Source organism: Microbacterium paraoxydans (assembly GCF_018224615.1).
In the GTDB taxonomy this organism is placed as follows: domain Bacteria; phylum Actinomycetota; class Actinomycetes; order Actinomycetales; family Microbacteriaceae; genus Microbacterium; species Microbacterium paraoxydans_B.
The window spans coordinates 488,485-510,663 of record NZ_JAGTUK010000003.1; the positions used below are offsets into that span (position 1 = coordinate 488,485).

Consider the following 22,179-nt stretch of genomic DNA (forward strand, 5'->3'; position numbering starts at 1 on the left):
CGCTCACATCGACGAGTAGGCGACGATGCCGCGTCGTACTCCGTCGAGGGCAAGGCGCGCCGTACGAGCGAGTGCGGCGTCTTCAGCGACGATGGAGAGCTGATCCAGCAGGTCGATCGTCTGCTTGGCCCAGCGCACGAAGTCACCCGCGGCCATGTCGGCGTCGATCAGCACACGGTCCAGGGCGCCGCCTCGCGCCCAGGTGTGCATCGCACCGGCAAGGCCTGCGGCCAGGGGCTCGCTGCCGGGAAGCTGATGGTCGCGCTCGAGATCGTCGAGCTCGGCCCACAGTGCGGTCGTCCGATCGTAGGCGGCACGGAACGGCCCTCGGGGCAGTCCCCGCTCCCCCGTGTTCGCCTCGTCCCTGCGCGGCTCGTACACCAGACAGCAGGCCATGGCGGCGAGGGACGGGGCGTCGAGGTTCTTCCAGAGGTCTTGACGCAGCGACTCGGCGACGAGCAGGTCGCGCTCTCCGTAGATTCGCCGCATGGTGCGGCCCGCCTCGGTCAGCACCGTCTCCTCGCCGTCGCGGTGCAGGTAGTCGAGGGTCTCCAACACCTCCACGACGCGGTCGAACACGCGTGCGACCGTGCCGGTGCGGGTCTCGATCTGGCGGCGCGTACGGTCGGTCTGGCGCTTCAGCTTCCAATAGCGCTCCGCCCAGCGTGCGTGCGCCTCGCGATCCGGGCAGCGATGGCAGGGATGACGCTGCATCTGCGTGCGCAGCGACTGGATGCGCTTCATCCGCTTGTCTCGCGCGGCCCGTGGCGCATTCGCGTCCTGACGGTTCTTCTTCTCGAGGTCGCTCAGCTCGCGCCGGATGGCCGCGTACTCCGGGAAGTCGCCGTGCTCGCAGGCCATCGCCGAGCGGTAACCGGCCAGGGACTCCTCGGCCTCGCGCACCTGACGCGCCAGGCCGACCACCGCCCGGTCGGCCTGGAACTGAGCGAACGACGACTCGAGGATCTGACGGGCCCTGACCTTGCCGAACAGATCGATCAGGTTGACCGCCATGTTGTACGTCGGACGGAAACTGGAGTTGAGCGGATACGTGCGCCGAGACGCGAGAGCGGCAACCGCCTGCGGGTCCATGCCCTCGGTCCACTGCACGACCGCGTGGCCCTCGACGTCGATCCCTCGCCGTCCCGCCCGCCCCGTGAGCTGGGTGTACTCACCGGAGGTGATCGCGACCCTGGCCTCGCCGTTGAACTTCTCCATCTTCTCCAGCACGACGGTCCGCGCCGGCATGTTGATGCCGAGTGCGAGCGTCTCGGTGGCGAACACGACCTTGACGAGCTTGCGCTGGAACAGCTCCTCGACGACCTCCTTGAACGCCGGAAGCAATCCGGCGTGATGGGCGGCCACACCGCGCTCCAGGTTGTCCAGCCACTCCCAGTAGCCGAGGACGCCGAGGTCCTCGTCCTGCAGGGTGCGCGTACGATCCTCCACGATCGCGCGGATCTCCGCCCGTTCCTCGTTGGTGGTGAGCCGGATGCCCCCGCGCCGGACCTGCTGGACCGCGGCATCGCAACCCACGCGACTGAAGATGAAGAAGATCGCCGGCAGAAGGTTCGACCGCTCCAGCAGCTCGACCACGTCAGGCCGGTCCATCCGCTCGATGCGGCGGGCATTGGCAGAGCGCACGGGACGACGTCCGCCTCGGGGCGGCCGCTGCGCCTGCCGCCCAGCATGGCGGTTGCTGCGATACGACTGCGCCTGTCGGTTCGCCTCGTAGGTCGAACCGGTGAAGGAGCGGATGCGCATCAGCTCCTGGTTGACCTGCGCGGTCGCCAGCCCCGCCCGATCGTCGAACAGCGGGAGCAGGTCGTCGCGCACGAGCACGTGCTGCTCGAGCGGCACCGGTCGCACCTCCGACACGATCACCTCGGTGTCGCCGCGGACCGTGTCGAGCCAGTCGCCGAACTCCTCTGCGTTCGACACGGTCGCGCTGAGCGACACCAGGCGCACCCGCTGCGGGAGATGGATGATGACCTCTTCCCACACCGCACCGCGGAAGCGGTCGGCGAGGTAGTGCACCTCGTCCATCACGACGTATCGCAGATCGCGGAGCGCCGCCGAATCGGCGTAGATCATGTTGCGCAGCACCTCGGTCGTCATGACCACGATGCGCGCATTGCCGTTGATGTTCGTGTCGCCCGTGAGGAGTCCCACGTCCTCGGCGCCGTAGACCTCGACGAGCTCACGGAACTTCTGGTTCGACAGCGCCTTCATCGGCGTCGTGTAGAACGCCTTGTCCGTCGGGCTCTGCATCGCGAGGTGGATCGCGAACTCACCGACGATCGTCTTGCCCGCGCCGGTGGGCGCCGCCACCAGAACGCTGCGTCCGTTCTCGAGCGCATGACACCCGGCGACCTGGAACGGGTCGAGCTGGAACCGCTGTCGAGCAGCGAACGCCACGGTCTGTGGATGACTCGCGGCCTCCTGGGCCTGCGCGTAGCGATCCGATGGCGAACTCATGCGGCGTCCGGGACGATGCCGGCGGCGGCGTCCCTCTTCCGCTTGCGGCGGTCGAAGAGCAGCGAGAGCCCCGCGGCCGCGAAGAAGAGCACGATCAGGATGCCCGCCAGCATCAGCATGCTCACGACATCCGCCGCGGGAGTGGCGAGGGCGGCGAAGATCGTCGCGATCAGCACGGCGACGCGCCAGCCCTTGAGGATCGCGCGACCGGACATCACACCGGCGAGGTTCAGTGCCACGAGGAACACCGGCAGCACGAACGAGACGCCGATCACGATCATCAGCTTGAAGACGAAGTCGTAGTACTCCTGCGCGTAGTAGAAATTCGTGCCGCCCTCAGGGGTGAAGCTCCACATGAGCTCGATCACGTGCGGCATGATCATGATGCCCAGGTAGCAGCCGGCGAAGAACAACGGAACGGCCGCGAGCACGAAGCCGACCGTGTACTTGATCTCCTTGCGCGTGAGGCCGGGCATGATAAACGCCCAGACCTGCCACAGCCAGACCGGCGCGGAGAGGAACAGCCCGATCGAGAACGCGATGCGCATCCGCATGTCGAAGGCCGCGGTGACCGTGCCGAAGTTCAGGGCGCTGAAGTCATCACCACGCTTCTCGGTGATGATCCGGATGGGCTCCGTGATGAAGTGGATGACCGGGTCCGCAACGATGAACGCGATCACCATGCCGACCACCAGCGCCAGGGCCGCGTACATGAGACGCTTCCGCAGCTCGACGAGATGCGCGCCCAGCGACATCCGCCGATCCCGGTCGGCCTTCGGCTTCACGGTCGGTTCGATGGCTGCCACGGCCGGTCAGGCGCGAGGCGGAGTCTCGGGTTCGACGCCCGTGTCCTTCACCGAGGTGGGCTCAGCGGCGGCGGACTCGGCGCGCGTCGCATCTTCTTCCTTCATCGCCTTCATCTCACCCTTGAACACACGGGCAGACTGGCCCATGCTCTTGGCGAGCGCCGGCAGCTTCGCAGCGCCGAAGAGAAGGAGGATGACGGCGAGCACGATCAGCAGGTGCCAGCCTTGCATTCCAGCGAACATATCGACATTCCCGTCGTCGGGGGGCTTTCCGCCCCAGTCTACAGATCAATCCTGCGCTTCGGGCTGGTGGTAGAGCGCGAGTCCCGCCGCCGCCCACTCGCGCGTTGCCACCCGAGCGACACCCGGCTCCAGCACCTCCATCGCACCGCCGAACCGTGCGGCGAGGCGCTTGATGCCACGCGGATCCGCGAGATGCAGGCGCGCCGTGACCACGCCACCTGCGGGCTCCAGGGCCTCGGCAGGCAGGAAGCCGCTGAGTAGCGGGGCCATTCGCTCCGGCACCCGCACCGTGACCTCGCCCTCGTCCTCCAGCCCCGCGAAGGCCTCGGGAACCTGATCGCCCCCGTGGGTGCTCGGAATGTCCGTGAGCGTGGGCTCGCTCACGCGATCCAGATGGAACGTGCGCATGGCCTCGCGCATGTGACACCAGCCCTGCAGGTACCACTGACCGTTCGTGATGAGGATCTGGACCGGGTCGACCGTGCGAGTCATCGGCGCGGCGTCGGGCGCCTGATACGTGAAGGAGACGGCGACGCCCTCCTGCAGCCCGCGTGACACCACGGCGCGCACCTCGTCGACCGCACTCGGCGCGACGACCACGTCCGCAGGTGCGTCCGCCGCCCCGCGCGACAGCTTCGAAATCAGTCCGGCGACGAGGCCGGAATCGGACACCGCGGGAACCGCCGCCACCATCTGCAGCCCCGCCAGCAGGGCGGCCGCCTCACGAGCGGTGAACCGAGGCACCCGCCGGAGGGCGACGTCGTTCGTGATCTCGATCACGTCCTCGAGCTCGAGCAGGTCCCAGTTGATGTCGAACATCTCCTGCGGCTGCTGCCAGAAACCCGCCTCGCCGGGCAGACCGATCACCGTGAGCTTCTCGACCATCGCGCGCATCTCCCGCGGCGTGACCCCGAAATCCTCAGCCGCCTCCACCAGGGACACCTGCCCGTGCTCCAGCAGGTACGGCACCAGCGTCAGGTAGAGGCGGACCCGGTCAGCAGCCAGGAGCGGCTTCTGCTGCGGGCTCATGCGCGCACCCCCTCACCGGAATGTGCGTCCACGACCGCCGTCAGACGGGCGACCACCGCGTCTCGCAGCGGTGCCGGCTCCACCACGCGCACCTCGGGTCCATATGAGGCGAGTTCATCGGCGAGGATGTGCAGGTCGACGAACGGCACCCGGATGCCCTGCGCCGCGGGCGTCGCGCGTCGTCCGAGACGCAGGGAGGCCTCGGTACCAGGGGTGACCTCGAGCAGGGCGGAGTTCGCCGCCGCGACCTGTTCGAGTCCGCTCAGCGCCCGCTCCCCCGCCCCTTCGCGCAGCGCGGGATCGAACGAGGTCGTGCCGACGGCGACATCACCGACGATACGACTCAGCAGGAACGTGCGGTCTTCCTCGATATCGACGTCCACGCCATACACGTGCCACCGTGCCTCGTAGTCCACCAGCGCCAGCGGTCGCATGCGTCGGCGGCGCGGAGCGTCCTCTCCGGGCTTCAGGTAGTCGAAGGAGACGACCCGACTGCGCTCGATCGCATCCTGCAGCGGTGCGAACGCGGGATCGCGTGTCGTGATGCGCGGCGCGAACCCGATGATGGGCTCGTCACCGTCAATACCCAGCGCACGAATCTTCCGCACACCGGACTGCGCATCGCCCGACACCGATTCGGCGCTCCACACACTTCCCGCGAGCCGGAGCACAGCCAACTCGGCCGCGCTGAACTCGATGTCACTCGGCAGATCGTATTCCGCCTGCGGAATGCGATACCGGGCCTCCCGGAGATCGTTGGGGTCGGCAGCGTCACCGATCGTCTCAATGGGAACGCCGAGCGAGCGGAGCTCGTCCTTGTCTCGTTCGAACATCTTCTCAAGGGCGTCCGAGCGTGTGCCCGCGTCGGCCCGCTGCCGGTACCCCGACACATTGTCGAGGATCTGCTGCTTCGTGAGCCCGATCTCCGTCGCCATCAGCGCCACGACGAGGTTCGTCAGGCGCTCTTCGGCAGGGATTCGGGCGGCCATCAGGGAGCGGAGGCGGGGGCGATGCCGAGAATGTCGACGACAACGGCCATCGCGACGGAATTCTCGGTCTTCGGAAGCACGACGAGCACCTGCGAGCCGACCGGCTGCCCGACGAGGGCCTCGGCGACGGGCGGTGCGATCTGCGCCATCTGGTCGACGGCCTGCTGACCCCAGGAACTCTGGATCACCTTCTTGTCGTCCCACCCCACGGCCGTGAAATGCACGAGCGGAGCATCGTCCTTCGCGACCTTCTCACCGTCGCCCAGGATGAGGTTCTGCACGACCTGCTTCTTCGGCGCGGCACTGTCGGGGATGATCACGCCGGGGGTCCCGTCAGGGGCGCGGACGACCGTCGGCATCCCCTGAGCGTCATTGAACTGCAGCGAGCCCTCGGCGCGGGAGTGGAACGCCTTCACGACATCGACGACGAACACCGCGATGTCGTCCTCCGCCATCCCGAAGCCCTGCAGGTTCGCGGCACCGAAGTCCTTGGGCGTGAGGCCGGCCACGACGCGTGTGCCGGCGGTCGCGCACTCGAGGACTTCCGCAAGCCCGGGCGCCTGCGATGCCCACGAGTCGATGCTGGACGCGCGGGTGCTGTCGCTGTCGTAGGAGGTCTTGAAGACCTGCTCTCCCGTCTCACCACTGTAGATCGAGAGCTGGATGATGAGGGGCTGCGTGTCGTCGACGATGCGCCGCCCCTCACCGGTCACGGCGTCGGTGAACGAGGTCTCGGTGAGGCGGAGGGGACTGTAGATCTCGACATCGGGTGCCGAGCCGACGTCGCCCTCGACCGTCACGGCGTCGCCGATGCCATTCGCGTGGCTCGTCCGATCGCAGGAAGCGTCGGCGGAAGGCGCAGCCACGCTGCACCCGGTCAGAGCGACGGCGGCGAGACTGAGGGTGGCCAGAACGGCGGACGATTTACGCACGCGCTCCAGTCTATTCCGTCGACTGCTCGGATTCGCGCGACGCGGCGGCCTGGCGCGCGCCTTCGGCAGCCCTGCCCGCCTCCCGGGCCCGCTTGCGCAGGTTCTTATCGGTGATCTCCCGGTCCCCGACGGCCCCCGGCGTCCACAGCTCGACGTCCGCGTCGCTGTAGCTGCTCTTGGACGCGCGCCTCTTGACCGACGGTGCCACGGCACCGGGCGCGAGCCGCCGCGCCGTCAGCAGAAAGCCCGTGTGCGCGACCATCCGGTGGTCCGGGCGCACCGCGAGTCCCTCGACGTGCCACCCGCGCACCATGGTCTCGGACGCGTCGGGCTCGGTGAACAGACCCGTTCCGCGGATGTACTCGGCCACTCTCGAGAGCTGCGTGGCGGTAGCGATGTAACACAGCACGACCCCGCCGGGCGTGAGTGCCTCGGCCACCACGTCGATGCACTCCCAGGGCGCCAGCATGTCGAGCACGACCCGGTCCACCGACCCCGGCTCGACCTCCTGCGGCAGAGCCTCGACCAGATCGCCCACGACTACGCGCCAGGTATCGGGGGTCTCCCCGAAGAAGGTCTCGACGTTGCTCCGCGCGACATCGGCAAACTCCTCGCGCCGCTCGAACGACATCAGAGTTCCCGCCGGACCGATCGCTCGCAGCAGGGACAGAGACAGGGCGCCGGAGCCGACGCCCGCCTCCACCACCGTGGCCCCGGGGAAGACATCCGCCTGCATCACGATCTGCGCCGCGTCCTTCGGATACACGATCGCGGCACCGCGCGGCATCGACATCGCGAAGTCGCGCAGCAGGGGCCGCAGCGCCAGGTACTCGTGCCCGGAGCTGTTCGCCACGACGGAGCCGTCGGGGAGACCGATCAGATCGCGATGCCGCAGCACACCGTGATGGGTGTGCAGTTCGCCGTCCTCCCGGAGGGTCACCGTGTGCAGGCGCCCCTTCGGACCGGTCAGCTGCACCCGGTCGCCCTCGCGGAAGGGACCGCTCGGTCGCTGCGTCGTCGTCATCGCGTCGCCTCCGTGATCGTGCGTGCGCCGAACAGCTCGACGATGTCCGCCGCACTGCGGAGGTGCAGCGTCGGCCACAGCTCGTGCGCGCCGAGGCCGTCGAGCGGCACGATGTGGGGCACTCCCAGCGTGAGCGCACCGGACGCGAGGCCCGCGCGCACGCCGGTCGGCGAGTCCTCGATGACGACGACCTCCGCGATGTCGACGTCGAGCAGAGCCGCCGCCTGCAGGTACGGCTCGGGGTGGGGCTTCGGGTTGTCCACGTCGTCGCCCGCGACGACCACATCGAACGCCTCGAAGTCGATCAGATCCACGACGTCCAGCGCCATCCGGCGCAGCGACATCGTCACGAGACCCGTGCGGATGCCGGCGGCCCGCAGGTCGCTGAGCAGCTCACGGGCACCGGGGCGGAACGGCACGCCCTGGCTGCGCAGCGCCTGCTGCACCGCGTCGGTCAGGTGGGAGACGATCGCCTCCGGATCCATCTCCACCCCCGCTTCCTGCAGGATGATCGCGCTGTCGATGAGCCCGCTGCCCACGAGTCGCAGAGCGTCCTCATGCGTCCAGGTCCCCCCGAACGATTCGACCAGCGCGGTCTCGGCCGCCATCCAGTACGGCTCGGTGTCGACGAGTGTTCCATCCATGTCCCAGAGGACCGCGCGGGGCTTGCTGCTCACTGAACCCATGCTAGCCGGGCGCGGCCCACATCCCCTCGCCGCGGACTAGCCTGGGGTGACCGGAATCGCCGACCCGATGGGAGCACATGGTGGATGTCCTCGGTCCCCGCATCGTCATCGCCGCCTTCGACGGCTGGAACGACGCGGGCGAAGCCGCCAGTGGCGCGATCGCGGCATTGCGGTCCTCCGGCGACTACGACCTGGTGCACTCGGTCGACCCCGAACTGTACTTCGACTACCAGTACACGCGTCCCGCCACCCGCTTGGATGCCGAGGGACGGCGTCAGCTCACCTGGCCGGAGGCGGGACTGTGGCGGCCGCGGAACCCCGGACCGGGACCCGAGTTCTGGCTCCTGACGGGGGCCGAGCCCGCCCGCACCTGGCAGGCGTTCGCCTCGGAGTTCATCGATGTCGCACTGCGGGACGATGTCACCGGCTTCGTGACGCTCGGCGCCATGCTCTCCGATGTGCCGCACACCCGCCCCATCTCGATCTTCGCCTCGAGTCAGAACGACCAGGTGCGCGAGGCCCACGGACTGGAGCGCTCGGTGTACGAGGGGCCGGTCGGCATCCTCACCGTGTTCGAGCACTTCGCGGAGAACGCGGGGATCCCCTCGGTCAGTCTCTGGGCCAGCGTGCCCCACTATGTCGCGTCCGCCGCCCCCTCACCGAAGGTGACGCTCGCCCTGCTCGACAGGCTCGAAGAGCTCACCGGGGTCGACGTCGATCGCCGGCACCTCCGCACTGAGGCAGCGGCGTGGGAGGCATCCATCGACGCTGCAGCCTCTGAAGACGAAGAGATGGCGGAGTACATCCGTCAGCTGGAGCGCACGCGCGACACCTGGGACTCCCCCGATGCCTCGGGTGATGCGATCGCCCAGGCCTTCGAGCGCTACCTCCGCCGCCGAGACGACGGGCCGGGCGACCGCAAGCGCTGATCAGAGCTCCCGGCGTCAGGCGGGAATGACCCCCATGCCGAGCAGCACGAGCAGCACGCCGCCCAGCAGGATGCGGTAGATCACGAACGGCAGGAAGCTGCGCTTCGAGATCCAGTTCATGAAGAAGGCGATCACGCCGAGGGCGACGACGAAGGCGATGCCGGTCGCCGCAAGGGTGTCGCCGAACGAGAAGAACGAGGGCTCGTCCCAGCTCTTGAACAGCTGGTAGAAGCCGCTTCCGAACACCGCCGGGATGGCGAGCAGGAACGCATAGCGCGCCGCCGCCGCGCGCTCATAGCCCAGGAACAATCCCATCGTGATGGTGCCGCCCGAACGCGACACTCCGGGAATGAGGGCCAGCGCCTGCGCGAAACCGAAAGCGATGCCGTGCGGGTACGTAAGGTCCCCGAGCTTGCGCCGCTTGGCGCCCACGTAATCGGCGATCCCGAGCAGGATGCCGAACAGGATCAGCATGATCGCCACGAGCCACAGCGACCGGAACACCGTCTCGATCTGGTCCTGGAACAGGAGCCCGAGCACCACGATGGGAATGCTGCCGATGATGATCAGCCAGCCCATGCGCGCATCCGGATCGTTGCGCGGTACCGAGCCGACGAGCGAGCGGAACCACTGCGACACGATGCGCACGATGTCGCGCCAGAAGAACACGACGACGGCCGCCTCCGTGCCGATCTGGGTGATGGCGGTGAACGCCGCCCCGGGGTCCTCCCCCGACGGCAGGAAAGTGCCGAGGATGCGCAGATGGGCACTCGACGAGATCGGGAGGAATTCGGTCAGTCCCTGGACGATTCCGAGGATGAGCGCTTCGAACAGATGCATGACAGGGCCTTCAAGTCTCGGGGAGGGCACGGAGGGGGCCGAGCGCCACTCAGTACGTGCGCAGCAGATCGGCCAGCACCCGCTGACCGAAGACAAGTGAGTCTACGGGTACCCGCTCGTCGACTCCATGGAACATGCCCGTGAAATCCAGGTCGGCGGGCAGGCGCAGCGGGGCGAAGCCGTAGCCGGTGATGCCGAGAGACGCCAGCGCCTTGTTGTCGGTTCCCGCGCCGAGGAGATACGGGATCACCGGAACGCCCGGGTCGTGGCGCCCGAGAGCCGCGACCATCGCGTCGACGAGGTCACCCGAGAATGGCGTCTCCATCCCGATGTCGCGCACCACCGTCTCGATGCGTACGTCGTCTCCCACGATGGCCTGCAGCTCCGCGAGCACGTCGTCCTCGGTGCCGGGGATCACGCGGACATCGATCAGAGCCTCGGCGCGCTCGGGGATCACATTGTGCTTGTAGCCCGCGGTCAGTGCCGTGGGGTTGGTCGTGGTGCGGAACGTCGAGCGCAGGAACGCCTCGGCCGGACCGGCAGCCGCCGCCAGTGCGTCCGGGTCGTCGGCGCTGCGCCCGGTCAGGGCGCTGAGCCCTTCGAGGAGCGCCGCGGTGGTCGGCGTGAGCCGGATGGGCCAGCGCGTGCGACCGATGGCGGCAACGGCCTCGGCGAGCCTCGTCACCGCGTTCTCCTCGTGAAGACGGCTCCCGTGGCCCGCTCGCCCCGTGGCGACCAGTCGGATCCAGATCAGTGCCTTCTCCCCCACCTGGAGCAGGTATGCGCGGCGGTCATCGACCGAGATCGAGTAGCCGCCCACCTCACTGATCGCCGCCGTCGCCCCGGCGAACCAGTCCGGGCGGTCCTTCACGACCAGCGCCGAGCCCTCGACCCCGCCGTTCTCCTCGTCGGCGAAGAACGCCAGCACGAGATCGCGCTCCGGCTGCTCCCCCGCACGAAGGAGGTCGGCCACCGACGTGAGGATCATGGCGTCCATGTTCTTCATGTCGACGGCACCGCGACCCCAGAGCATGCCGTCACGCACGATGCCGGCGAACGGGTCCACGGTCCAGTCCTCTGCGACGGCCGGCACCACGTCGAGGTGACCGTGCACGACGAGCGCCGACTTGCTCGCGTCACGTCCGGGCACCCGCGCCATGACGTTGGTGCGCCGAGGCACCGGCTCGTAGTACTCGACCGGGAGCCCGAGCGCCTCCAGATAGGCCCCGACGTACTCCGCGGCCTCCCGCTCCCCCTTCGCGTTTCCGCCGCCGTAGTTGGAGGTGTCGAAGCGGATGAGGTCGCCCGCGACGCGCGCGACCTCGGGCAGGGAGGGATCGGTCATGCGACCCAGGCTATCGAAGCGGCGAGCCACGCCCGGGCGTCGCGCTCGGTTCGATCGCCCCCTCAGAACGTGCTAATGTCATTCTTCGGTCGGCAACGACACATCCCACACCTGCGCGGGTGGCGGAATGGTAGACGCGCTAGCTTGAGGTGCTAGTGCCCGATAGGGCGTGGGGGTTCAAGTCCCCCTCCGCGCACAGACACGAAGGCCCCGGATCACGGATCCGGGGCCTTCGTCGTACCTCCTCCGTCACACCGCCCCGACGCCGAACAGCAGCCCGAGCGCGTAGGTGATCGCGGCGGCCCCGAAGCCGATCGCCAGCTGACGCAGAGCGCGCCGCAGGGGCGGGCCGCCCGACAGCACACCGACCATCGCTCCCGTGCTCAGCAGCGCCACGCCGACCAGCACGAGCGCCACCACGATGGCCGTCGGGCCCTCGAGCCCGAAGATCCACGGCAACACCGGCACGATCGCGCCCGAGGCGAACAACAGGAAGCTCGAGATCGCGGCCGTCCAGTCGCTGCCGACGATCTCGTGGTCGTCGCCGCCCTGAATCGCGACCGGCCCCGTAGCGGAGCGTCGCACGCCCTCCTGCGCCGCCGACACGATGCGGCGTGCCCGGGCGAGCGACTCCGCCTGATCCATGCCGCGGGCACGGTACACCAACGCCAGTTCGTTCTCGTCGATGTCGAGGTCGGCGGCGGACGCCGCAGCATCCTCGTTGGCCTCGGTGGCAGCGAGCAGCTCGCGCTGCGATCGTACGGACACGAATTCCCCCGCCCCCATGGACAGGGCCCCCGCCAGCAGCCCGGCGATCCCGCTGAACAGCACGAATCCCGAGCTCACGCCGGTCGCGCCGATGCCGAGCACGAGCGCCAGATTGCTCACCAGACCGTCGTTCGCGCCGAACACGGCCGCTCGGAAAGAGCCGGAGAGTCGTCTCCGCCCACGCGCTGCCAGACCACGCACGACCTCGTGGTGCACCTTCTCGTCGGCGCGCATCGCGGGCGTCGCCCAGCGCTCCGCGTCGTACGGCGACCGCGCCTCTGCACTCTGCGCCAGCGCGAGCACGAAGATCGAGCCGAAACGGCCGGCCATCCAGCCGAGCAGGCGTGAGCGGAGACCCGCACGGGGAAGCCGCCGCGGCTCACCGCCGAGCAGGTCGAGCCAGTGCTTCTCGTGCCGGCGCTCGGCCTCGGCGAGCCCGAGCAGGATCGCGCGCTCCTCCCCCGTCCGGCGGGCGGCGAGGCGACTGTACACGGCTCCCTCGGCACGCTCCTCCACGAGGTAGCGCGCCCATCGGCGGCGATCCGAAGCTGTCGATTCGGCGGCGACAGGGGCAGTCATGGGTCCTCCAGAAATCACGGTGCCCGGTGCGCGGGCAACCGTTCCACGCTATCCGCGGGAACCGCGCGCGACCCCGTCCTGGCACCGATTGCCAGCATTTCGGGGATCCGAAGCGACCCTTCCGTGCCCTCAGGAACGTACGCGCTTGCGCAGCACCTCGATGCGCGACTGCAACTGCGTCACCGTGGCCTGCGCTACTGCCGGACCTCCGCAGATGCGCCGAAGCTCGGCGTGCACCGCCCCGTGCGGTTGTCCCGACTGCCGCGCATAGAGCCCGACGAGGCTGTTCAAGAGCTGCCTCTGCTCGCGCAACGTCCGATGCAGTGGCGCCGGGAGCGTGCTGGTCGCCGTCGGCGGCTCGGCGGCCTCTCGTACTTCCCGATGCCGCGACTGCCGTGCCTGCCGCTGCATCAGGAGCTCGTGCACGTGCTCCGGCTCGAGCAGCCCCGGGAAGCCGATGAACTCCTCCTCCTCCGGGGTGTTCGGCTCCGCGAGCTGGCCGAACTCCTTGCCTTCGAACACCACGCGGTCGAAGTGCGCGACCGAGGAGATCGCCTGGTAGCTGAACTCCTGCGTGAGCGCGTCGGAGGTCTCCTCCTCACGGTTCGCGCTCTCCAGCAGAGAATCGTCCAGGCCGTCCTCGTCCTTCGACCCGCGATCGAGTGCGTGATCGCGCTGCTTCTCCATCTCGTTCGCGAGCTTCATGAGCACGGGCACGTGCGGGAGGAAGACGCTGGCCGCCTCCCCACGCCGGCGAGCACGCACGAAGCGGCCGATCGCCTGGGCGAAGAACAGCGGAGTCGACGACGACGTGGCATACACGCCTACGGCGAGCCGCGGCACGTCCACGCCCTCGGACACCATCCGCACCGCGACCATCCACCGTTGCGTGCCGGCGGAGAACTTCTCGATCCGCTCGGATGCTGTGGCGTCGTCGGAGAGCACGATCGTCGGCTGCTCTCGGGTGATGCTGTGCAGGATCTTCGCGTATGCCCTGGCCACGGTCTGGTCGGTCGCCAGCACGAGCCCGCCCGCGTCCGGGACGTGGTGCCGGATCTCGGTGAGGCGACGATCCGCGGCGGACAGCACCGCGGGCATCCAGTCGCCCTCGGGGTCGAGGGCGGTGCGCCACGCCTGGGACGTCACGTCTTTCGTGTTGTCCTGCCCTAGATGCGTCTCCAGCTCGTCGCCCGCACTGGTGCGCCACCGCATCTTGCCCGCGTACATGTGGAACAGGACAGGGCGGACCACGCCGTCGGCGAGAGCACGCCCGTACCCGTATGCGTAGTCGGTGCTCGAGACCCGCGCCCCGGTCTCGTCGGGCAGATACTCCACGAAGGGGATGGGCGCCGTGTCGCTGCGGAACGGCGTCCCGGAGAGGAGGAGGCGGCGCTTCGCCGGCCCGTAGGCGTCGCGGATCGCATCGCCCCAGCTCAACGCGTCGCCGCCGTGATGCACCTCGTCGAGGATCACGAGGGTCTTGGCGTCTTCCGTCAGGTGCCGATGCACGGACGACTTCGCCGCTACCTGCGCGTAGGTGACGACCACGCCGTGATAGTGGCGAGCCGGCGCCCAATGGCTGTTGCGGAAACGCGGGTCGAGGCGGATGTGCACACGCGCCGCCGCATCGGCCCACTGCGTCTTGAGGTGCTCGGTCGGAGCGACCACGATCACGCGGTTGACCTCGCCCATGCGCATGAGTTCGACGGCCAGGGTGAGGGCGAAGGTGGTCTTGCCTGCGCCCGGTGTCGCGGCGACGAGGAAGTCGCGCTGGTCAGCCTGGAAGTAGGCGTCGAGGGCCTCCTGCTGCCACGCGCGCAGCTTGCTCGCCGTTCCCCACGGGGCGCGCTGAGGAAAGGACGGAGAGAGCATCGACTCCACGATAATCGCTGCCGCAGACACCGAGGCATCCGACGCGATCGCCGCGCGCGTCCGCCCGCGCGGTACCCCCGACGGGTAGGCTCGGTCACTGCGCAGCGGCCGATCGCCGCCCGCGAGCCCCGCGAAGGAGAGCCGCATGAGCGACCAGGAATCGACCAGGAGCCCCTACGTCCCCAACGACACACCGCACCCGTGGCGGCGTTTCGTCGCCATCGGCGACTCGTTCACCGAGGGCATCGGCGACCCCGACCCGCTGAACCCGGGAGGGCACCGCGGATGGGCCGACCGGGTCGCCGAGGTCCTGGCGAAGCAGGTCGACGACTTCGCGTACGCCAACCTCGCGGTGCGCGGCAAGCTGATCGCGCAGATCGTCGCCGACCAGGTCGAACCCGCTGTCGCGCTGCGTCCCGACCTCATCTCCATCTGCGCCGGGGGCAACGACGTCATCCGCCCCGGCACCGACCCCGACGCGATCGCCGCCCAGCTCGACGACGCGGTGGCGCGCCTGTCGTCCACGGGCGCCGCGGTGATCCTCTTCACCGGGATCGATACCGGGTTCACGCCCGTGTTCCGGCCCTTCCGCGGGAAGGTCGCGATCTACAACGAGAACGTGCGCGCGATCGCGGAGCGGCACGACTGCATCGTCGCGGACCAGTGGGCGCTCAAGGTCGTGCAGGACCCGCGGTTCTTCGACGACGACCGGTTGCACTACAACGCCCTCGGCCACCACGAGGTCGCCCGCATGGTGCTGCGCGCTCTCAACGTCCCGAACGACCTGGAGGCCATGCAACCGGAACCGGTCCCCCTGCGCACCTGGCGCGCCGCACGGGCCGAGGACCTGGGCTGGGCGCGGGAGCACCTCGTACCCTGGGTGCTGCGACGCCTCCGGCACCAGTCGTCCGGCGACAACATCGCCGCCAAGCGCCCCGAGCCGAGTCCGGTCATCCTGCCCGACCGCAGCTGAGCGGTCAGCTGCGCAGCGCCCACAGCGCGACGGCGGCGGCCGATGCCACGTTGAGCGAGTCGACGCCGCCCGACATCGGGATGGTCACCACGGTGTCCGCCGCGGCAAGGGCATCCTGCGACAGCCCCTCGCCCTCGGATCCCAGCAGCAGGGCGACTCTGTCCGGGCGCTCGGCGGCGTACACGTCGAGCGGCACCGCCCGCTCGTCGAGGGCCAGCGCGGCGATGTCGAAACCCTGTGCGCTGAGTTCCCCCAGCCCGGCGGCCCCATCGTCCATGCGGGTCCACGGCACCTGGAACACCGTGCCCATGCTCACCCGGACGCTCCGGCGGTAGAACGGGTCGGCGCAGCGAGCCGACACCAGCACTGCGTCGGCGCCCAGCCCCGCGGCCGCGCGGAACGCGGCGCCGACGTTCGCGTGGTCGCCCAGCCCCTCGAGCACCAGCGCGAGCCGGGCCCTGCGGATCACGTCGGCGACCGGAGCGAGGGCGGGCCGCTCCATCGACGCCAGGGCGCCACGGTGGACCGCGAAGCCCGTGACCTGTTCCGCCAGGTCATCGGCCACGACCAGCACCGGCACCGGCAGGTCGCCCAGCACACGCCGCATCTCCTCGACCCGGCGCTCCGCCACGAGCACGGAACGCGGGCGGTGACCCGCCGCCACGGCCCGTTCGATCACGGTCACGGTCTCGGCGATGTAGAGGCCCCCGGCCGGCTCGCTGACGGCCCGCAGCGCGGAATCCGTGAGGCCGCGATAGTCGTCGAGTCGCGGATCATCGAGGTGGGTCACTGCCATCAGCTGCACCCCTCCACTCTGCCAGCCGGGAGCCCGTGTCATCGGCGCCCCGTAGACTCGCTCGGGGAGGTCCTGTGAGCGCGTCGAACACTGCCGAGTCGTCGGCCACACTCGCCAGGGTCGCCGACCTGCTCCGCGGTCGACGTATCGCCTTCCTCACCGGCGCCGGGATCTCGACCGACTCCGGCATCCCCGCCTACCGGGGCGAGGGCGCTCGCACGCGCAGCAACCCGATGACGATCCAGACCTATCTCGGCGACGAGGCCGCGCGCCGGCGGTACTGGGTGGGCGGGCACCTCGGCTGGCGGGCCTTCGCCCAGGCCTCGCCGAACCCGGGTCACCTCGCCGTCGCCGCGATGGAGTCCGCCGGTCACGTCTCCGGCGTCATCACCCAGAACGTCGATGGGCTGCACCTGCGGGCCGGGAGCTCGCACGTCATCGAGGTGCACGGCACCATGCGCCGCGTGCTGTGCCTGCACTGCGGCCAGGTGTTCGACCGACGCGACATCGCGGTGCAGATCGAGGAGCTCAACCCCTGGATCGCCGTCCCGGAGAATGTGGCGCTCGCACCCGACGGCGATGTACTCCCGGAGAGCACGGAGGGCTTCGTGATCCCAACGTGCACGGTGTGCGACGGCATGCTCAAGCCCGACGTGGTCTTCTTCGGCGAATACGTCCCGCAGGACCGCTTCCGCGCTGCCGAGTCGCTGCTGCGCTCCAGCACGGCCCTGGTCGTCGCCGGCTCCTCGCTCGTCGTGAACTCGGGTGTGCGGCTCGTCGACCGCGCCCGTCGTCGCGGCATCCCGCTGATCATCGTCAACCGTGAGGCGACGCGCGCCGATGCCTGGGCGGACGCCACGCTCGCCGCCGGCACAAGCGACGTCCTCCCCGCCCTCCTGGAGCTGCTGCAGTGACCCATCTCACCCTCATCCGCCACGGACAGACGGACTGGAACCTCGCGAGGCGCATCCAGGGGTCCACGGACATCCCCCTCAACGAGACCGGTCGGGAGGATGCGCGCTGGGCCGCTGAGAAGCTCGCCGGCACCACGCACCACGCGGTGTACACCAGCCCCCTCTCCCGCGCGCGAGAGACCGCGGAGATCATCGCCGCGCGACTCGGGCTCGAGATCGCCGGGGTCGTGCCCGATCTGCGCGAGCGCGAGTTCGGCGAGGGCGAGGGCCTGCTCGTCCCGGACTACATCGCCACGTACGGCGACTGGCACGCGGAAGTCCCCGGCGCCGAGTCCCTTCCCGACGTCGGAGTGCGGGCGATCGCCGCGCTTCACCGCATCGCCAGGGAAGCCCGCCGTCGCTCGGCTCCGCAAGCCGAGTCGGTGCTCGTCGTCACGCACGGAGGGGTGATCCGCGCGGTGATCGACCACGTCTCCGGGGGCACCCTTCCCCGCGACGGCGATGTGCTGCGCAACGGCTCGGCGCACCGCTTCGTGGCGGCACCCGGCTACCTGCGTCTGCTCGACGAATCCCCCGTCCTCTGACCGACCTGCCGCGGCCGCCGCGGGCTCAGCGCACGCGGGTGAGCACGAAGCGGGCGTGTCGCAGCACGGGCTCGTCGACCATGCGCCCGTCGAACCGGAAGACCCCGCGCTCGCTCGCCGCCGCGTCGAGCACAGCCCTCGCCCACGCCACGGTCTCCGCGTCGGGGCGGTAGGCCTCGCGGACGACCGTCACCTGGCTCGGGTGGATGCACGCGGTGGCACGGAAGCCGGACGCCGCGGCATCGGTCGCCTCGCGCTGCAGCCCCTCCAGGTCGCCGATGTCGACGTGCACCGCGTCGATCGCCGCCTTGCCGTGTGCTCCGGCCTCCAGCAGCACGCGGGAGCGGGCGTAGCGGGCGACGTCCCGGTACTCGCCTCCCGGCGTCCGCGACGAGGTGCCGCCGAGCGAGGCGACCAGATCCTCTGCGCCCCACATCATCCCGACCACGCCCGGGTGCGCGGCGATGTCCGCCGCGGCGTGGATGCCGCGAGCCGTCTCGCACAGCGCGATCAGGTCGTATCCGACGCCGAACATGTCGAGGGCGGTCGCGCTCTCGGTCTTCGCGACCATGACCGTCCGGAACGGCGTCGACGCGAGGGCGGTGAGGTCGGCGTCGAAGTCCGCCGTGCCCGGGGCATTGACCCGCACGATCACGCGTGCGGGGTCGAGCGCGGCGTCGCGCACGTTCGCCCGAGCAGCGGCCTTCGCGGCGGGAAGCACCGCGTCTTCCAGGTCGAGGATCACCGCGTCGGCACGGTCGAGCGCCTTCGTGAACCGCTCCGGCCGGTCAGCGGGGCAGAACAGCAGCGCGGGGCCGAGATCGAATCTCATGCAGATCCCTCCGGGAGACAGCGGACCAGCACCGTGCGCGTGGCCGTCGCCACCACCGTCCCGTCCTGATTGCGACCGGTGTGGGCGAGCCGCACGATCCCCGTGCCCGGCCGCGACGACGACAGCCGCTTCTCCTCCACCACCGTCTCCGTGGTGAGGGTGTCGCCGGCGAACAGCGGGTGCGGGAACGCGATGTCGCCCATACCGAGCTGCGCCACGAGCGTGCCCTGCGTGAGCTGCGCGACCGACGCGCCCACCATCGTCGACAGGGTCCACATCGAGTTGATCAGCCGCGCGTGGAACGGCTCGCTCGCGTCGGCGAAGGCCGCGTCGAGGTGCAGCGCCTGCGTGTTCATGGTGAGCGTGGTGAACAGGACGTTGTCGGCCTCGGTCGCTGTGCGCCCCGGCCGGTGCAGGTACCGCGCGTCCGTGTCGAACTCCTCGAAGTACAACCCGCGCTGCTCGATGTCGCGCATGCCCATCCCCTCACGCTACCCGGCGAGCCCTAGGGCCCTGGCGATCACGAGCAGCTGGACCTCCGTGGTGCCCTCGCCGATCTCGAGGATCTTAGAGTCCCGGTAGTGCCGCGCCACGGGGAACTCGTTCATGAAGCCGTTGCCGCCGAAGATCTGCGTCGCATCCCGGGCGTTGTCCATCGCGGCCTCACCGGCCACCAGCTTCGCGATCGCCGCCGCCTCGGCGAAGGGCGCTCCGGTGTCGCGCAACCGGGCGGCGTGGTGCCATGCGAGCCGCGCCGTGTGCACGCGGGCGCGCATGCGGGCGAGAGTGAACTGGGCGTTCTGGCGCGTGCTGAGAGCGCTGCCGAAGATGGTGCGGCTCTTCGCGTACTCGACCGCGGCCTCCAGGCATCCCTCGGCGGCACCGGTGGAGAGCGCGGCGATCGCGATGCGCCCCTCGTCGAGGATGCTCAGGAAGTTGCGGAACCCGCTGCCCCGCTCCCCCAGCAGGTTCGCCGCCGGAACCCTGGCCCCGTCGAACGTGAGCGGGTGGGTGTCGGACGCGTTCCAGCCGACCTTGTCATACGGCGGCTCGACCGTGAAACCGGGCGTGCCGTTGGGCACGATAATCGTCGAGATCTCCTTGCGCCCTTCGTGCACACCCGTGACGGCCGTCACGGTCACGAAGCGGGTGATCGGGGTGCCCGAGTTGGTGATGAACTGCTTGGACCCATCGATCACCCACGCGTCGCCGTCCAGCCGCGCCGTGGTGCGCGTGGCCCCCGCATCGCTCCCGGCTTCCGGCTCGGTCAGTCCGAACCCGGCGAGGGCGCGCCCGGCGAGCAGTTCGGGCAGCAGTTCGCGCTTCTGCTCTTCCGTGCCGAAGCGGAAGATCGGCATGGCCCCCAGGCTCACGCCGGCCTCTAGCGTGATCGCGATGGACTGGTCGACCCGCCCCAACGCCTCGATCGCGATGCCCAGCGCCATGTAGTCACCGCCCTGCCCCCCGTACTCCTCGGGGAAGGGAAGCCCGAACAGCCCCAGCTCGCCCATCTGCCCGACGACGTCCATCGACAGGGTGTGCGTGCGGTCGGCCTCGTAGGACTGCGGGGCGACGACGGTATCGGCGAACTCCCGCACCATGGCTGCGAGCTCGCGCTCCTCGTCGGTCAAGCTCTCGATCATCGGTTGTCCTCCGTCGTCGTCACGCGGGCGACCGGTTGGTCGCGCCGCACCTGGTCGCCGATCGCGACCAGCAGGTGCACCACGCCGTCGTGTGGAGCGAGCACCTGGTGCTCCATCTTCATCGCCTCGATCGCCACGAGCGGGTCGCCCGCAGACACGAGCGAGCCGTCCTCGACGTGCACGGCCACCACGCTGCCCGGCATGGGTGCGCGACCCTCCGGCTCCGTCGCCCGATCGCCGTTCCCGGCCGCAGCGAGCCGATGCCGTAGACGCGCGCGCCGGTCCAGGGGCCGTAGCCGCAGCGTGCTCCCGTCCTCAGCCACCCACACGGCACCGTCCTCGGCCACAGCGGCCCGCACGTGCGAATGCCCGACGTCCGTCCGGGGCAGTTCCACGACCGTGTCGTCATCGGTCAGGACGGCGAAGGGAGTCACGGGCGCGGGCGCGGCACCGAGACGCCACCCGGAGAGGCTCTGCCACAGCGTGCTCGCGGGAGACGGCTCCGCGGCTCCGGCCACCGCGGCCGCCGCAGCCAGGTGCGCCGCGGACGGCCTGGTCGGTTCGAGCGGCAGCAGCGTCTCGATCAGCCCGGTGTCGAGGTCGCCCGCAGCGACGCGCTCATCGCGCAGCAGACGGCGCAGGAAACCGATGTTGGTGTCCACGCCGAGCACGACGGTGCGAGCCAGAGCCTCGTCGAGTCGCCGCAGCGCGGTCGCCCGGTCGTCCGCGTGGGCGATCACCTTCGCGATCATCGGGTCGTAGTAGCCGGTCACCTCGCTACCCGTCTCGACCGCGGCATCGACGCGGACGCCATCGGGAACCTCGAACAGCAGAACGGTGCCGGTGGAGGGCAGGAAGCCCCGCTCGGGCGCTTCGGCGTACACGCGCGCCTCGACCGCATGACCGTGCACGTGCGGCTGCACCTCCAGCGGGCGACCGTCGGCGACGCGCAGCTGCAGCGCCACGAGGTCCAGTCCGGTCACCTCCTCGGTCACCGGGTGCTCGACCTGGAGTCGCGTGTTCATCTCGATGAAGTACACATTCTCGGGCGCGTCCGCATCCACGAGGAACTCCACCGTGCCGGCTCCCACGTATGCGACGCTCTCGGCCGCCCGGACCGCGGCACTCAGGAGCAGCGCGCGCGTTGCGTCGGAGATCCCGGCCGACGGCGCCTCCTCGATCACCTTCTGGTGTCGCCGCTGCAGCGTGCACTCCCGCTCACCGAGCGCGATCACCGTCCCGTGCGCATCCCCGAACACCTGCACCTCGATGTGCCGTGGCCGCGCGATGAGCCGTTCCAGGATGAGGGCGTCGTCGCCGAACGCCGCCGCGGCGACCCGTCGCGCCGAGGCCAGCGCCGACCGGAGGGCTGTCGCATCCGCCACGACTTCCATGCCCTTGCCGCCCCCGCCCGCGCTCGGCTTCACCAGGAGCGGGAACCCGACGGCTGCGGCCTCCTCCGCGATCTCCGCATCGGACAGCCCCCGCGCATCGAACCCCGGCACCACCGGCACACCGCTGCGCGCGACGTGGTCACGCGCTCGCGCCTTGTCCCCCATGACCTGCAGAGCGGTCACGGAGGGACCGACGAACACGATGCCGCTCTCGGCACAGGCCTCCGCGAGCCCGACACTCTCCGACAGGAACCCGTACCCCGGGTGGATCGCCTGGGCACCGGTAGCTCGTGCGGCGCCGATCACGGCGTCGATGTCGAGGTAGGACTCGGCCGCGGGTGCGGGGCCGATGCGCACGGCGAGGTCGGCCTCGCGCACATGGGGTGCCTCGGCGTCGGCATCGCTGTAGACCGCGACGCTGCGGATGCCGAGCGCACGGAGCGTGCGGATCACACGCCGCGCGATCTCGCCGCGGTTCGCAACGAGCACGGTGGTGAACGACAGTTCGAGAGAAGAGGTCATG

General features: G+C 69.8%; 21 protein-coding genes and 1 tRNA gene. 5 read left to right on the forward strand and 17 right to left on the reverse strand.

Features of this window, described 5'->3' with window-relative positions:
* Positions 1-3 precede the first annotated feature (3 nt).
* The 8 genes from KE274_RS12520 to KE274_RS12555 are packed head-to-tail and all read right to left on the reverse strand — an operon-like array spanning position 4 to position 8,145.
* The gene (locus KE274_RS12520) at positions 4-2,478 is read right to left on the reverse strand and encodes a DEAD/DEAH box helicase (protein ID WP_211544207.1); all 2,475 of its coding nucleotides are present in this window, start codon (positions 2,476-2,478) and stop codon (positions 4-6) included.
* Positions 2,475-3,233, reverse strand: a complete 759-nt coding sequence (gene tatC, locus KE274_RS12525; RefSeq protein WP_211544955.1) for a twin-arginine translocase subunit TatC — start codon at positions 3,231-3,233, stop codon at positions 2,475-2,477. The genes KE274_RS12520 and tatC overlap by 4 nt, the downstream gene beginning before the upstream one ends.
* A 57-nt stretch (positions 3,234-3,290) precedes the next feature.
* Positions 3,291-3,527, reverse strand: a complete 237-nt coding sequence (gene tatA, locus KE274_RS12530; RefSeq protein ID WP_211544209.1) for a Sec-independent protein translocase subunit TatA — start codon at positions 3,525-3,527, stop codon at positions 3,291-3,293.
* Positions 3,528-3,572: 45 nt separating this feature from the next.
* Positions 3,573-4,556 (reverse strand): helix-turn-helix transcriptional regulator, encoded by a 984-nt coding sequence (locus KE274_RS12535; protein ID WP_211544211.1) that lies wholly within the window; start codon positions 4,554-4,556, stop codon positions 3,573-3,575.
* Positions 4,553-5,545 (reverse strand): helix-turn-helix transcriptional regulator, encoded by a 993-nt coding sequence (locus tag KE274_RS12540; RefSeq protein WP_211544213.1) that lies wholly within the window; start codon positions 5,543-5,545, stop codon positions 4,553-4,555. Before KE274_RS12540 ends, KE274_RS12535 begins: the two co-directional genes overlap by 4 nt.
* On the reverse strand, positions 5,545-6,477 hold the full coding sequence (locus KE274_RS12545) for a hypothetical protein (RefSeq protein ID WP_211544215.1): 933 nt from the start codon (positions 6,475-6,477) through the stop codon (positions 5,545-5,547). The genes KE274_RS12540 and KE274_RS12545 overlap by 1 nt, the downstream gene beginning before the upstream one ends.
* 10 nt (positions 6,478-6,487) lie before the next feature.
* Complete coding sequence (locus KE274_RS12550; RefSeq protein WP_211544217.1) at positions 6,488-7,501, reverse strand: tRNA (adenine-N1)-methyltransferase; 1,014 nt, start codon at positions 7,499-7,501, stop codon at positions 6,488-6,490.
* Positions 7,498-8,145 carry an HAD family hydrolase gene (locus KE274_RS12555; protein WP_211544957.1) on the reverse strand — a complete coding sequence of 216 codons (648 nt, stop codon included), beginning with the start codon at positions 8,143-8,145 and terminating at the stop codon, positions 7,498-7,500. Before KE274_RS12555 ends, KE274_RS12550 begins: the two co-directional genes overlap by 4 nt.
* 122 nt (positions 8,146-8,267) lie before the next feature.
* Between KE274_RS12555 and KE274_RS12560 the strand changes: the two genes are divergently transcribed.
* Positions 8,268-9,116, forward strand: a complete 849-nt coding sequence (locus tag KE274_RS12560) for a PAC2 family protein (protein WP_211544958.1) — start codon at positions 8,268-8,270, stop codon at positions 9,114-9,116.
* Positions 9,117-9,131: 15 nt separating this feature from the next.
* Here the strand turns inward: KE274_RS12560 and KE274_RS12565 are convergent, their stop codons facing one another.
* Together KE274_RS12565 and KE274_RS12570 are read right to left on the reverse strand one after the other, a co-directional pair.
* Positions 9,132-9,956, reverse strand: a complete 825-nt coding sequence (locus tag KE274_RS12565; RefSeq protein WP_211544219.1) for an undecaprenyl-diphosphate phosphatase — start codon at positions 9,954-9,956, stop codon at positions 9,132-9,134.
* A gap of 49 nt (positions 9,957-10,005) precedes the next feature.
* Positions 10,006-11,301 carry a M20/M25/M40 family metallo-hydrolase gene (locus tag KE274_RS12570; protein ID WP_211544221.1) on the reverse strand — a complete coding sequence of 432 codons (1,296 nt, stop codon included), beginning with the start codon at positions 11,299-11,301 and terminating at the stop codon, positions 10,006-10,008.
* A gap of 113 nt (positions 11,302-11,414) precedes the next feature.
* Between KE274_RS12570 and KE274_RS12575 the strand changes: the two genes are divergently transcribed.
* Positions 11,415-11,497, forward strand: a tRNA-Leu gene (locus KE274_RS12575).
* Between the two features lie 53 nt (positions 11,498-11,550).
* On the opposite strand, the gene KE274_RS12580 is transcribed toward KE274_RS12575, so the two are convergent.
* Both KE274_RS12580 and KE274_RS12585 read right to left on the reverse strand, forming a co-directional pair.
* The gene (locus tag KE274_RS12580) at positions 11,551-12,648 is read right to left on the reverse strand and encodes a VIT1/CCC1 transporter family protein (RefSeq protein ID WP_211544223.1); all 1,098 of its coding nucleotides are present in this window, start codon (positions 12,646-12,648) and stop codon (positions 11,551-11,553) included.
* 129 nt (positions 12,649-12,777) lie between these two features.
* A complete protein-coding gene (locus KE274_RS12585; protein ID WP_211544225.1) occupies positions 12,778-14,520 on the reverse strand; it encodes a DEAD/DEAH box helicase in 1,743 nt (580 codons plus the stop codon).
* Positions 14,521-14,665: 145 nt separating this feature from the next.
* On the opposite strand from KE274_RS12585, the gene KE274_RS12590 reads away from it, so the two are divergent.
* Positions 14,666-15,493, forward strand: coding sequence for an SGNH/GDSL hydrolase family protein (locus tag KE274_RS12590; RefSeq protein ID WP_211544227.1), 828 nt, complete (start codon positions 14,666-14,668; stop codon positions 15,491-15,493).
* A 4-nt stretch (positions 15,494-15,497) separates the two neighbouring features.
* Here the strand turns inward: KE274_RS12590 and KE274_RS12595 are convergent, their stop codons facing one another.
* Positions 15,498-16,289 carry a TrmH family RNA methyltransferase gene (locus KE274_RS12595; RefSeq protein ID WP_211544229.1) on the reverse strand — a complete coding sequence of 264 codons (792 nt, stop codon included), beginning with the start codon at positions 16,287-16,289 and terminating at the stop codon, positions 15,498-15,500.
* A gap of 74 nt (positions 16,290-16,363) precedes the next feature.
* On the opposite strand from KE274_RS12595, the gene KE274_RS12600 reads away from it, so the two are divergent.
* Positions 16,364-17,203, forward strand: coding sequence for a Sir2 family NAD-dependent protein deacetylase (locus KE274_RS12600; protein ID WP_211544231.1), 840 nt, complete (start codon positions 16,364-16,366; stop codon positions 17,201-17,203).
* Positions 17,200-17,787: a histidine phosphatase family protein gene (locus KE274_RS12605; protein WP_211544233.1), complete on the forward strand. Its 588-nt coding sequence runs from the start codon at positions 17,200-17,202 to the stop codon at positions 17,785-17,787. The genes KE274_RS12600 and KE274_RS12605 overlap by 4 nt, the downstream gene beginning before the upstream one ends.
* Positions 17,788-17,812: 25 nt before the next feature.
* Here the strand turns inward: KE274_RS12605 and KE274_RS12610 are convergent, their stop codons facing one another.
* The 4 genes from KE274_RS12610 to KE274_RS12625 are packed head-to-tail and all read right to left on the reverse strand — an operon-like array spanning position 17,813 to position 22,178.
* Complete coding sequence (locus tag KE274_RS12610) at positions 17,813-18,619, reverse strand: HpcH/HpaI aldolase/citrate lyase family protein (protein ID WP_211544235.1); 807 nt, start codon at positions 18,617-18,619, stop codon at positions 17,813-17,815.
* Positions 18,616-19,101 (reverse strand): MaoC family dehydratase, encoded by a 486-nt coding sequence (locus tag KE274_RS12615; RefSeq protein WP_211544237.1) that lies wholly within the window; start codon positions 19,099-19,101, stop codon positions 18,616-18,618. The genes KE274_RS12610 and KE274_RS12615 overlap by 4 nt, the downstream gene beginning before the upstream one ends.
* Before the next feature lie 9 nt (positions 19,102-19,110).
* On the reverse strand, positions 19,111-20,262 hold the full coding sequence (locus tag KE274_RS12620) for an acyl-CoA dehydrogenase family protein (protein WP_211544239.1): 1,152 nt from the start codon (positions 20,260-20,262) through the stop codon (positions 19,111-19,113).
* Entirely contained in the window at positions 20,259-22,178 is a 1,920-nt protein-coding gene (locus KE274_RS12625) for an acetyl/propionyl/methylcrotonyl-CoA carboxylase subunit alpha (protein ID WP_211544241.1), read from the reverse strand. Before KE274_RS12625 ends, KE274_RS12620 begins: the two co-directional genes overlap by 4 nt.
* Position 22,179 lies beyond the last annotated feature (1 nt).